Here is a 12,648-nt window from a genome sequence, read left to right as displayed (position 1 = left end):
TTACCAGTCCTGCTCGTCGTAGATGATCACACCGCGGAGGTTCTTGCCGTCACGCATGTCCTGGTAGCCCTGGTTGATCTCCTCGAGCCGGTAGGTCTTGGTGATGAGTTCGTCGAGCTTGAGGTTGCCCGCCCGGTACTGGTGCAGCAGGTGTGGGATCTGCTTGCGCGGACCGGTGCCGCCGAAGATAGCCCCCTGCAGGGTCTTCTGCTGCATCGCCAGGTCGAGGATCGAGATCTGGGCGTCGACCGCGTTCATGTCGCCGAGCCCCACCACCACGCACCGCCGCCCCTTACCCGTGAGCAGCAGGCCCGGGAGCAGGTCCTTGCCCTCGACGACGCCCATGGTGAGGATGACGAGGTCGGCCATGCGGCCCCAGCTGATCTCCCCCACCAGCCCCATCGCCTCGTCCATCGAGGCGCAGGTGTGGGTCGCGCCGAACTCCACGGCCTTCTCACGCTTGAACTCGACCGGGTCGACCGCGACGATCGCGCGGGCGCCCGCGGCCGCCGCGCCCTGCACGGAGTTGATGCCGATGCCGCCCACGCCGACGACCACGACGATGTCGCCCTCCTTGGCGCCGCCGATCTCCGTGGCGGATCCCCAGCCCGTGCACACGCCACAACCCAGCAGGGCCGCCTTGTCGAGGGGGATGTCCTTCTCGATCTTGATGACCGACGACTGGTGCACCGTGACGTGGGGCGCGAAGGTGCCGAGGACGCACATGGTGGCGACGTCGGCCCCGTCCGCGGTGTGGACCCGGTACCCGCCGTCGCTGATCGCCCGCCCGCTGAGCAGGCCGGCGCCGTTGTCGCAGAGGTTCTGCAGCCCCTCGGAGCAGGGCGGGCAGGTCCCACAGGCGGGGATGAAGGCCAGGACGACGTGATCGCCCTCCTCGAGTCCGATCACCCCCTCCCCCACCTTCGTGATCACGCCGGCCCCCTCGTGACCGCCCATGATCGGGTAGGACTCGAACTGCAGGTCGCCGGTGAGCAGGTGCTCGTCCGAATGGCAGAGGCCCGATGCGGCCAACTTGACCTGGACCTCTCCCGCCTTGGGATCGTCGATGTCGACGTCGACGATCTCCCAGCCGTCTTGCTTCGGCTCCCGGATGATGGCGGCCTTGGTGCGCATTCGTGTCTCCTCGGATGAAAAGGGTGATGAGCGAGAAAGGGTGACGTGACACCGGTCACGTGACCAGTGTCACAGCCCAACCTACTCTGACTCCGTTGCCCAGGAGGGCTGTCTGCGTTCCAGGAACGCCGTCATCCCCTCGGCGACCTCGGAGGTACCGAACAGGCGGGCCGTGACGCCCGCCAGGTCCTCGCCCCGGGCGTCCAACTCGGCGAGCAATGGTGCGCTGAGCAGGGCCTTGTTCTCCGCGAGGCCTTGTGGTGAGCAGGGCCTGAACGCCGCGACGAGCTCGTCGACGGCGGGGTCGAGGTCCTCCACGGCCTCGGAGAGCAGCCCGATCTCCCGTGCACGGGCGGCATCGAACTTCTCGCCCGTCAGCAGTGCCCGGGTGAGGTCACGCGAGTTCACGCGCGCGGCCAGCGGTACCGAGATCATGGCCGCGGCGAGACCGAGGCGGACCTCGGTCAGTGCGAACGTCGAGGCCGGGCCGGCCAGCGCGAAGTCGCATGCCGCCACCAGTCCCATCCCGCCTGCACGGACGTGTCCGTCGACGGCCGCGATCACCGGTTTGGGATGGGACACGATCGCCCGCAGCAGGCCCAGGAAGATCCGGGTCCGCTCGGCCGCCTGCTCCTCCGGAGTGCTCTCCGAACCCGCGGCCGAGGCCTCCGAGAGGTCCGCCCCGGCGCAGAACGTGCCGCCCGCGTGCCCGAGCACCACCACCCGGGCGGCGTCCTCGCCGGCCGCGCGATCGAGCGCGGCATGAAGTTGCTCGACGAGAGCCGTGGAGATGGCGTTCCGGTTGTGCTGCGAGTCGAGGGTGAGGCGGGCGGCACCGCCGGAGACCTCGTAGCGCACCAGGGACCGACCGGCCCCGGCCTGATCACTCATGGCCCGATCACTCCTCGCCTGGTCACTCATGTCACGCCCCTCAGTAGCTCTTCGGCAGCCCGAGCGAATGCTGGGCGACGTAGTTGAGGATCATCTCCCGGCTGACGGGCGCGATCCGGGGCAGCCGGGACGCGGCGAGCATCCCCGCCAGGCCGTACTCGACCGACAGTCCGTTGCCGCCGAGGGTCTGGATGGCCTGGTCGACCGAGCGGGCCGAGACCTCTCCGGAGGCGTACTTGGCCATGTTCGCGGCCTCCCCGGCGAGGTCGTCGCGGCCGGCGTCGACCAGGGCGGCGGCCTTGCGCATCATCAGCCGCGCGAGTTCCAGCTCGATCTTGCACTGCGCGAGAGGATGGGCGACACCCTGGTGCGCGCCGATGGGGGTCTTCCACACGGCGCGCTCGTTGGCGTACTTCGCGGCCCGGTCCAGGGCGAAGCGCGCGGTACCGCACGCCATCCCGGAGGCCATGATGCGCTCGGGGTTGAGGCCGGCGAACAGCATGAGCAGGGCGGTGTCGCCGTCGCCGATGAGCGCCTCGGCGGGCACGCGGACGTCGTCGAAGTACAGCTGGAACTGCCGCTCGGGCGTGCGGACCTCGGTGGGGATGTGCGTCCGCTCGAGGCCGGGCGCGTCGGTGGGCACCATGAACAAGGCCGGTTCGAGCCGACCGGAGGTGGAGCCCTCGAGGCGCGCCACGACGAGGATCGCGTCGGCCTGGTCGACGCCGGAGATGTACGTCTTCTGACCGGAGATGAGGAAGTCGGAGCCGTCGCGACGGGCGGTCGTGGTGATGGCGTGCGAGTTGGACCCGGCGTCGGGTTCGGTGATCGCGAACGAGGTGATCGTCTCGCCCGACGCGATGCCGGGCAACCAGCGCTTCTTCTGCTCCTCGGTGCCGAACCGCGAGATGATGGTGCCGTTGATGGCCGGGGAGACCACCATCATGAGCAGCCCGGCGCCGGCGGCGGAGAGCTCCTCCTCGACGATCGCGAGCTCGGTCATCCCGGCGCCGCCGCCGCCGTACTCCTCGGGCAGGTTCACGCCGAGCAGGCCGAGCTTCCCGGCCTCGGTCCACAGCTCGTCTGTGGTCTCACCCGCGTCGGACTTGGATCGCATGTACTCGAGCCCGTAGCGCGAGCCCAGGTCGTAGGCGACCTTGCGGAGCTGGGCCTGCTCGTCGGTGTCGATCACGGGGTTGGGGATCTGTGAGATGTCGGTCATCGCGGTCACTCCTGGCCGGTGGTGGGGTCGGTGCTGTCGGTGTGGGTGCCGGGTTCGGTGACGACGGCGAGGACCGTTCCCGACTCGACCTGGGTGCCGACCTCCACGGGGAGCTCGGTGACGATGCCGTCGACGGCGGCCGCGATGGTGTGTTCCATCTTCATGGCCTCCATCCACAGCAGGGGCTGGCCCGCGGTGACGGTGTCCCCGACGGAGACGGCCACCCGGATGACCGAACCCGGCATGGGTGCGAGCAGGGACCCCGCGGCGACCTCGGCGGCCGGGTCGGTATAGCGCGGCGGTTCGACGAGCGAGACGGGGCCGAGCGGCGAGTCGACCTCGACGACCGTGTCGGCGCCGGGTGTCTCGTAGCGCGCCACGGTGAACACCCGGCGCACCCCCCGGATCGCGAGGACGGCGGAGTCGGCGGACACGTCCTCGATGCTGACGACGTCGGCGAGCTCACCGGCCGGACGGGGGCCCGGGCGGTCGCGGAGGTAGCTCACCTCGAGCTCGTCCTCGCCGATCCGGAACGTGCGCTTCTGGAGGGTGCGACCGACGTTGCGGAACCCGGGCTGGGCCCGAGCCACCGGTCCGGCGAGGTGATCGGCGGTGCCGGAGACGACCGCGGCGGCCAGGGCGGAGATCCGCACCGCCTCGGGGTCCGCGAGCGGGGCGGCCAGCGACTCGGCGCCGTGATCGTCGAGGAACGCGGTCGAGAGGTTGCCGGCGATGAACTCGGGGTGGCGCAGTACGCGGACGAGCTGCGCGCGGTTGGTGGTCAGGCCGTGGACCTTCGCGCGGGACAGTGCCCCGGCGAGGGAGGCACAGGCCTCGGCGCGGGTGCGTCCGTAGGAGATCACCTTGGCCAGCATGGGGTCGTAGTGCACGCCGATCAGGGCGCCGTCGGGGCCCGGTTCGACACCGCTGTCCAGGCGGATGCCCGGGCGGTGCGGCCCGGAGAACCGCGCGGAGACGCCCGGAACGTCGAGCGCCCACAGGGTCCCCGACCCGGGCGCGTAGTCGTTCGCGGGGTCCTCGGCGTACAAGCGCGCCTCGAGCGACCAGCCGTGGGCGGCCGGCGGTTCGGCGGACGGCAGCGGCAGGCCTGCGGCCACGTCGAACTGGAGGGCGACGAGGTCCAGACCGGTGGTGGCCTCGGTGACCGGGTGCTCCACCTGGAGGCGGGTGTTCATCTCGAGGAAGAAGAACTCGCCGTCGTCGGTGGCCAGGAACTCCACGGTGCCGGCGCCGGTGTACCCGATCGCGGCGGCGGCGCTGCGCGCCGCCTCGAAGAGCTTCTCCCGCATGCCGGGGGTGCGATCGACGAGCGGGCTGGGGGCCTCCTCGATGACCTTCTGGTGTCGGCGCTGGATGGAACACTCGCGCTCCCCGACCGCCCAGACTGTGCCGTGGGCGTCGGCCATGATCTGGACCTCGATGTGCCGGCCGCGCTCGAGGTAGCGCTCGCAGAACACCGCGTCGTCGCCGAAGGCCGACCCGGCCTCGCGCTGCGCGGCGGCGATCTCGTCCTGCAGCGAGTCGAGGGTGCGGACGACGCGCATGCCACGACCACCGCCACCGGCGGAGGCCTTGATCAGAACGGGGAGCATGTCGACGGTGACGTCGGCGGGTTCGAGGTCGGTGAGCATCGGCACGCCCGCGCCGGCCATCATCTTCTTGGCCTCGATCTTCGAGCCCATCGCCTCGATGGCGGCGACGGGTGGGCCGACCCAGGTCAGGCCGGCGTCGATGACGGCGCGGGCGAACCCGGCGTTCTCGGACAGGAAGCCGTACCCGGGGTGGACGGCGTCGGCGCCGGCGGCCTTCGCGGCGTCGATCACCAGGTCGCCGCGCAGGTAGGTCTCTCCCGGGGTGTTGCCCGGCAGGCGGACGGCGGCGTCGGCCTCGCGGGTGTGGGGCGCGTCCGCGTCGGCGTCGGAGAAGACGGCGACGGTGCTCATCCCGAGCGCGCGGGCGGTGTGGTGGACGCGCCGGGCGATCTCGCCGCGGTTGGCCGCCAGGACGGACGTGATGGGTGTGGTGCTCATGGTCTCGTTCCTCACATCCGGAAGACGCCGAAGCGGTCGGTTCCGGCGACCTCTCCGGAGTGGATCGCGGACAGGCTGAGGCCCAGCACCGTCCGGGTGTCTCGGGGGTCGATGACGCCGTCGTCGTAGAGCATCCCGGACAGGAACGCCGGCAACGACTCCTTCTCGATCTGGTCGGCGATCGCCGCCTTGAGCCCCTCGATGGTCTCGGGGTCCATCTCCTCTCCACGGGCGGCCGACGCGGCGGCCGCCACCGACGTGACGACGTCCGCGAGCTGCTGGCCGCCCATCACCGCGGACTTGGCGCTGGGCCAGGAGTAGAGGAACCGCGGGTCGAAGGCGCGGCCGCACATTCCGTAGTGGCCGGCGCCGTAGGACGCGGCCGTGATGAGCGACAGGTGCGGGACCTCGGAGTTGGAGACCGCGTTGATCATCATGGCGCCGTGCTTGATGATGCCGCCGCGCTCGTACTCCGAACCGACCATGTAGCCCGTGGTGTTGTGCATGAACAGCAGCGGGGTGTCGTAGCGGTTGGCCAGTTCGATGAACTGTGTGGCCTTCTGCGCCTCCTCGCTGAAGAGCACGCCGCGGGCGTTGGCGATGATGCCGATCGGGTAGCCGTGGATCTCGGCCCACCCGGTGCACAGGCTCGCGCCGTAGAGGGGCTTGAACTCGTCGAAGTCCGAGCCGTCCACGATGCGGGCGATGATCTCGCGCGGGTCGAAGGGGATCTTGAGGTCGTCGGGCACGATCCCCAGGAGCTCGTCGGCGTCGTAGAGCGGTTCGATCACGTCCGCGCGCGGGGCGCGCCCGGCCTTGGTCCAGTTGAGGCGGCGGACGATGCCGCGGGTGATACGCGCGGCGTCGGACTCGTCGACGGCGAGGTGGTCGGCCAGCCCGGAGACCCGCGCGTGCATGTCGGCGCCACCGAGAGTCTCCTCGTCGGCGATCTCCCCGGTCGCGGCCTTGACCAACGGAGGGCCGGCCAGGAAGACCTTGGACCGCTCCTCGATCATGACGACGTGATCGCTCATACCGGGCACGTACGCGCCGCCGGCGGTGGAGTTGCCGTACACGACGGCGATGGTGGGGATGCCGGCCTTGGACAGCCGGGTGAGGTCACGGAACAGGCCGCCGCCCGGGACGAAGACCTCCTTCTGCGTGGGCAGGTCGGCGCCGCCGGACTCGACGAGGCTGATGACCGGGAGCCGGTTCTTCATGGCGACGTCGTTGAGTCGCAGGATCTTGCGCAGGGTCCAGGGGTTGGAGGTGCCGCCCTTGACCGTGGGGTCGTTGGCGATGAGCAGGCACTCGACACCGGAGACCACCCCGATCCCGGCGACCACGGAGGCGCCGGTCTGGAAGTCCGAGCCCCACGCGGCGAGCGCGCACAGTTCGAGGAAGGGCGACTCGCGGTCGAGGATCATGTCGATCCGCTCGCGGGCGGTGAATTTGCCGCGCTCGCGGTGGCGGGCGACCTTGCGCTCGCCGCCGCCGGCCAGCGCCGGTTCGAGGTCGGTGGCGAGCTGGTCCAGCTTGCCCTCCATGGCCTGTCTCGCTGCGCCGAACTCGGCGCTGGTGGTGTCCAGTGTGGACCGCAGGATGGTCATGCCGTGTACCCCAAACGTCGTCCGGCGAGGGTGGTGAGGATCTCGGTGGTGCCGCCGCCGATGCCGAGGAGTCGGACGTCGCGGTACTGGCGGCTCACCTCGGACTCGGCCATGAAGCCGAGCCCTCCGAAAAGCTGCACTGCCTGGTTGGCGACCCATTCGGCGCACTCGACGGCGGTGTTCTTGGCGAAGCAGACCTCGGCGATGGCGTCGTGCCCGGCGACGGCGAGGTCGGCGCACCGGTGCGTGTAGGTGCGGGCCACGTCGACGCGACGGGCCATCTCGGTGACCGTGTTCTGCACGGCCTGGCGCGACAGCAGCGGGCGGCCGAAGGTCTCGCGCTCGCGGACCCAGGCCAGGGTGAGGTCGAGGCAGCGTTGGGCGTGCGAGTAACCCTGGGCGGCCAGCGCGATCCGCTCGCCCACGAAGCCGATGGCGATCTGCGCGAACCCGTCGTTCTCCTCGCCGACGAGGTTCTCGACCGGCACCCGGCAGTCGGTGAAGGTCAACTCCGCGGTGTCCGAGGCGCGCCAGCCCAGCTTTTCCAGCGGGGGCGAGCGGTGGAACCCCGGGGTGTCGGTGGGGATCACCAGGAGGCTGACGCCGGACGCACCGGGTAGGTCCTCGCCGCCGGTGCGGACCGCGGTGACGACGAAGTCGGCGCGGGTACCGGAGGTGATGTACGTCTTGGCTCCGTTGACGACGAAGTGGTCGCCGTCCCGGCGGGCGCTGGTGGTCAGGTGTCCGACGTCCGAGCCCCCGCCGGGCTCGGTGATGGCCAGGGAGCCGATCATCTCGCCGGCCAGCGTGGGGCGGACCCACCGGTCGATCTGGTCGGGGCGCCCGGACTGGGCGAGGTGCGGGGTGGCGATGCCGCAGGTGAAGAGGGAGGCGAAGACCCCGCCGGACACGCCCGCCTCGTGGAGGGCCTCGCACACGATGAGGGAGTCGCGCATGTCTCCCCCGCCGCCGCCGACCTCCTCGGGGAACGACACGCCGAGCAGGCCGAGGTCACCGGCCGCGCGGTGCACGTCGCGGGGGATCGCTCCGGCGGCCTCCCACTCGTCCTGGTGCGGCAGGATCTCGCGCTCGGCGAAGCGGGTCGTGGTCTCGCGCAGGGCGAGACGTTCGTCGGTGTACCAGGGGTCCCCGGGTACATGGGGTGGGACGGTGGGGGCGGTACTGCGCGGGATGGTCACGCGTTCTCCTCGGCGGCCGCGCGGGCGGCATCGGCGGTGGTGGGCACGGGGGCGGTGAGGGAGTCGGGGATGTCGACGTGTCGGGAGCGCAGCCACTCGGCCAGGCCCTTGGCCTGCGGGTCCCAGCGGTAGCCGTGGGCGACGCCCTTGCCGAGGAGTCCGTCGATGACGAAGTTCACCGCGTGCAGGCGCGGCAACTCGTAGCGCTCGATCGGCAGGTCGGCGGCCTCGGGCAGCAGGAGGCGTAGCTCGTCGACGGTGAGCGTGGCCAGCATCCAGCGGTAGGCCTCCTCGTCACCGGCCCACAGTCCGATGTTGGCCGTGCCGCCCTTGTCACCCGAGCGGGCGCCGAGGACGTCGCCGAGAGGGCGGCGGCGGACGGGGCCGGAGGGCGGGACATAGGCGTCGAGCGGGGCCCCGTCGGCGCCGAGTCCGTCGGAGGCGTGACCGTCGCCCATCTCCTGAGTCCGCGCCGGCGGCTCGATGTCGACGCGGGTGCCGTCGGGCAACACGGCGACGTGCGGCACCTCGGTCTGCGGGAGGTAGGCGGGGATGTAGACGCCGTACGGTCCGCCGCGGCCGGGCGGTCCGCTCGGGGTGGCCCCGGGGTAGCTGGACAGCGTCATCGCGACGGCGGCGTCGGAGAACGCCCGGCCCACCACGTCGGCGTCCGGGTCCCAGGCGACGACGGTCATCATGGCGGTCGCGGCGGCCTGGGTGTCGGCGTCGGGGTGGTCGGTCCGGTGCAGGCGGAAGTCGAGCTGAGCGGGTTGGCGCTCGAGGCCGGCGCGGAACTGCCGCTCGACCAGGGCGGCCTTGTCGGCGATGTCGAGGCCGGTGAGCAGGAACGTGACCTCGTTGCGGAACCCGCCGAGGCACGTCACGGACACCTTTGTGGAGGGCGGGGCGGGCTCGCCGACGACTCCGGAGATGCGGACGCGGTCGGTACGCTCCTGCTCCACGACGGCGGTGTCCAGGCGGGTGACGACGTCGGGACCGCCGTAGCGCGCACCCGTGACCTCGTACAGCAGCTGCGAGGTGACGGTGCCGACGGTGACGGCGCCGCCCGTGCCGGCGTGTTTGGTGATGATCGAGGTGCCGTCGGCGGAGATCTCCGCGATCGGGAACCCGGGGGTCACCGGGTCGGCGATCTCGCCGCGGTTGAAGAAGGCGTAGTTGCCTCCGGTGGCCTGGGTGCCGCACTCGATGACGTGGCCCGCCGCCGTGGCACCGGCGAGCGCGTCGAGGTCGTCGCGGCCCCACCCGAAGTGGCTGATGGCCGGCCCCACGATGACCGAGGCGTCGGTGACGCGACCGGTGACGACGATGTCCGCGCCCGCGTCGAGGCAGCGCGCGATGCCGAACGCTCCGAGGTAGGCGTTGGCGGTGACGGGGACGCCGGCGTCGGCCGGGATATCAAGTTCGGAGACCCTGGACATGAGGTCGTCACCCTCGACGTACGCGACGACCGGTGACAGTCCGAGGCGCGCACCCAGCTCGCGGATGGCGTCGGCCAGTCCGGCCGGGTTGAGGCCGCCCGCGTTGGCGACGATCTTGACGTTCTTCTCGAGCGCGAGCCCGAGGCAGTCCTCGAGCTGGCGGAGGAACGTCTTGGCGTAGCCGAGCTCGGCGCTCTTCAGCCGGTCGCGTCCCAGGATGAGCATGGTCAACTCGGCCAGGTAGTCGCCGGTGAGGACGTCGAGCTCGCCGCCGGAGAGCATCTCGCGCATCGCGGAGATGCGGTCGCCGTAGAACCCGGACATGTTGCCGACGCGGAGCGGAGGCACCGTCGACTCAGGGCCGACGCGCAGGGGCGCAGGCGTGAGTGACCCTGTCATGCCCGCGCCCCCTTCTCGCGGCCGCCGCCGGGGAGGCCGGCGAAGGCCTGGGCGATGCGCAGCCACTCCTCGGCGTCCGCGCCGACCGCCTCGAGGGCGGTGTCCTCGCGGTGGACGCGCTGGGTGACCAGCAGGCAGAAGTCGAGGATCGGCCCGGTGACGCGCTGCTCGGCGTCGGCGGGGCCGAACTCGACGACGGTGCCGTCGGCCCGCGTGAGCCCGACGTACACCTCGGAGGCGGGGGCCTCGAGGCCGTTCATCATGTAAGCGAAGGCGCGGGTCTTCCACCCCAGCCGGGCGACGTGCGGGAGGGCTCCCACGAACGCCGGGTCGGAGTCGACCGGGACGCCGAGCGCGTCGGCCACGTCGACCCCGTGGGCCCAGGTCTCCATGATCCGCGCGGTGGTCATCGACTTGGGACGCATCGGCGGCCCGAACCACGGGATCTTCTCCCCCGGGTCCGCGGCCTCGAGAGCGTCGGCGAGCTCACCGCGGGCCCGGCGCCAGCGCGCGAGGACCTCGTCGCGGCCGGTGGCCGCGATCTCGGCGGCGCCGACGTCGACGAACCCGGTCGGGTCGGCCTCGGCCTTCTCGACGACCGACCGGAAGGCGTCCGCGTCGCGGATGGCGGTGACCGAGACCTCGTCGGTCCAGGCCAGGTGGGCGATCTGCGTGCCGATGTCCCAGCCCGCGGCCGGCGTGTCGTTGTTCCAGCCGTCGGCGCCCGCGGACTCGACGAGCTCGTCCAGTCGGGTGTTGAGCGCGGCGAGGGCCGCGTGCGGATCCTCTGTGACGGAGGTCTCGGGGTTCGTCATGTGATCACGATGACACCCCGCCGCAAAAAAAGCAAGCGTGATTGTTTGCTTTCCCGCCGGGCCTCTGCGAGCCTGCGCCTACGGTGATACGTGTCACAGACACGCGTTCCCCTCACCCCTCCCCCGAGCCCCTGGAGACATCGTGCGACTCGACCCCACCGGCATCGACCCGACCAATCACGCCCTCGCCCGCCGCTGCTCCGTGGGGGACATCCCCACCCGTGCGGCCGCCACGTTCTCTCACCGCACCGCCCTCACCGACGACACCGGTTCGTGGACGTATCTCGAGCTCGAGTCCGCCGCCAACCGGTTCGCCCACGGGCTGGTCGGGCACGGCATCCGCGAGTCCGAACCCGTCGCGATCCTCTCGACGAACTGCCGGGAGTTCGTCGCCACCTACTTCGGGACCGCCAAGGCCGGGATGGTCTCGTTGCCCGTCAACCTGCTGTCCGGGCTCGAGAACATCGCACACGCCCTGACCGACTCGGGGACGCGCATCGTCGTCGTCCACGGCTCACTCGTGGAGCTCGTCCTCGGAGCGACCGCCGCCATTCCCGGCGTCGAGACCCTCGTCGTCGTCGGCGGGGTCCCGGACGGACTCGAGGCCGCGCCCGACGGACCCACGCTGATCGGCTGGGACGACCTGCTGGCCGACGACGACTCCAACCCGGATACCGTGATCGCGGACCGCCAGGTCGTGCAGTGCCTCTACTCGTCCGGGACCACCTCCCGCCCCAAGGGCGTCCTCACGTCCCACCTCGCGGTGACCGTCGCCGCCCTGGGCAACGGCGCGGTGTTCGGCCTGAACTGGGGCGCGGAGCCGTCCGTCACGGTGTGCCCGCTCCCCCTGTTCCACACCGCCGGCCTCAACGGCGTCCTGCTGTCCGCGGTGACCATGGGCGCGACGGTCCACCTCCTGCCGGGCTTCGACCCCGTCGGGTACGCCGACACCGTCGCCCGCGTCCGCGCCACGCACCTCGTGGGCCTGCCCCTCATGCTGGAGGCGCTCGCCGACGGCACCGACCGGGGACTCGACCTGACCTCGGTCCGGTTCCTCCTCTACGCCATGGCCCCGATGTCGGAGGAGATGCGCCGACGCCTCGAGACCGCGCTCCCCGACGCGCGGATGGTGCTGGCCTCGGGGATGAGCGAGTGCACGCCGGCCACCGTCATGCAGTGGCCCGAGCTGGGCCCGGACAAGTCCGACTCGTGGGGCTACCCCACCCCGATCGCCGAGAACCGGATCGCCGAACCCGGCACCGACGAACTGCTGCCGGCCGGCACCGACGGCGAGATCGTCTACCGCGGTCCGACCGTCATGGAGGGCTACTGGAACAACCCGCGGGCCAACGCGGAGGCGTTCGTGGGCGGGCGCCTGCACTCGGGCGACCTGGGGCGCATCGACGACGAGGGCGTGGTGTGGTTCTCCGACCGCGTCAAGGACATCGTCAAGTCCGGCGGTGAGAACGTCTCGTCACTGCACGTCGAGCGCGTCCTCATGGACCACCCGCATGTCGCGGAGGTGGCCTGCGTCGGGCGCCCCGACCCGACGTGGGGCGAGCTGGTCGTGGCGGTGGTCGTGCCCTCCGAGGGCGCTCCGGGCGTGGACGAACTCAAGGCCTCGGTGAGGGAGTTCGGTGCCGAGCGGCTCCCCTCGTCGCACCGACCGCGCGACGTCGTGGTGGTGGACTCGATCCCCCGCACCGCGACCGGCAAGATCCGCAAGGTCGAGCTGCGCGCGCTCGCCTGACGGCCGGGGCGGCGCCGGTTCCTAGGGGCCGACCTCGAGCAGCTCGCCGGGGATCTCCAGTCGCGCCGCGGCGAGGTCGGCACCCAGCCCCGGCCGCAGCGCCTCACCGCGCGGCGGACGCGCCACGAGGTTGACCGC

General features: G+C 71.4%; 9 protein-coding genes. 1 reads left to right on the top strand and 8 read right to left on the bottom strand.

All coding sequences use genetic code 11. The features are described from left to right. The 8 genes from G6030_RS10240 to G6030_RS10205 form a co-directional block, all read right to left on the bottom strand. Complete coding sequence (locus G6030_RS10240; RefSeq protein WP_182643041.1) at positions 1–1,134, bottom strand: NDMA-dependent alcohol dehydrogenase; 1,134 nt, start codon at positions 1,132–1,134, stop codon at positions 1–3. Positions 1,135–1,215: 81 nt separating this feature from the next. Next, positions 1,216–2,025, bottom strand: coding sequence for an enoyl-CoA hydratase family protein (locus G6030_RS10235; RefSeq protein WP_182643040.1), 810 nt, complete (start codon positions 2,023–2,025; stop codon positions 1,216–1,218). Positions 2,026–2,065: 40 nt separating this feature from the next. Next, a complete protein-coding gene (locus G6030_RS10230) occupies positions 2,066–3,247 on the bottom strand; it encodes an acyl-CoA dehydrogenase family protein (RefSeq protein WP_063971876.1) in 1,182 nt (393 codons plus the stop codon). Between the two features lie 5 nt (positions 3,248–3,252). Next, entirely contained in the window at positions 3,253–5,298 is a 2,046-nt protein-coding gene (locus tag G6030_RS10225) for a biotin carboxylase N-terminal domain-containing protein (RefSeq protein WP_063971875.1), read from the bottom strand. 11 nt (positions 5,299–5,309) lie between these two features. Further along, positions 5,310–6,908, bottom strand: coding sequence for a carboxyl transferase domain-containing protein (locus G6030_RS10220; RefSeq protein WP_182643039.1), 1,599 nt, complete (start codon positions 6,906–6,908; stop codon positions 5,310–5,312). After that, positions 6,905–8,107, bottom strand: coding sequence for an acyl-CoA dehydrogenase family protein (locus G6030_RS10215; RefSeq protein ID WP_182643038.1), 1,203 nt, complete (start codon positions 8,105–8,107; stop codon positions 6,905–6,907). The genes G6030_RS10220 and G6030_RS10215 overlap by 4 nt, the downstream gene beginning before the upstream one ends. After that, complete coding sequence (locus G6030_RS10210) at positions 8,104–9,945, bottom strand: acyclic terpene utilization AtuA family protein (RefSeq protein WP_182643037.1); 1,842 nt, start codon at positions 9,943–9,945, stop codon at positions 8,104–8,106. Before G6030_RS10210 ends, G6030_RS10215 begins: the two co-directional genes overlap by 4 nt. Then, entirely contained in the window at positions 9,942–10,760 is an 819-nt protein-coding gene (locus G6030_RS10205; protein WP_182643036.1) for a TIGR03084 family metal-binding protein, read from the bottom strand. Before G6030_RS10205 ends, G6030_RS10210 begins: the two co-directional genes overlap by 4 nt. Positions 10,761–10,902: 142 nt before the next feature. Between G6030_RS10205 and G6030_RS10200 the strand changes: the two genes are divergently transcribed. Continuing rightward, the gene (locus G6030_RS10200; RefSeq protein ID WP_063971871.1) at positions 10,903–12,510 is read left to right on the top strand and encodes a class I adenylate-forming enzyme family protein; all 1,608 of its coding nucleotides are present in this window, start codon (positions 10,903–10,905) and stop codon (positions 12,508–12,510) included. The last annotated feature ends 138 nt before the right edge of the window (positions 12,511–12,648 follow it).

It is taken from the genome of Dietzia sp. E1 (genome assembly GCF_014145015.1).
Lineage (GTDB): Bacteria > Actinomycetota > Actinomycetes > Mycobacteriales > Mycobacteriaceae > Dietzia > Dietzia cinnamea_A.
This window is presented reverse-complemented; position numbering and strand designations above follow the sequence as displayed.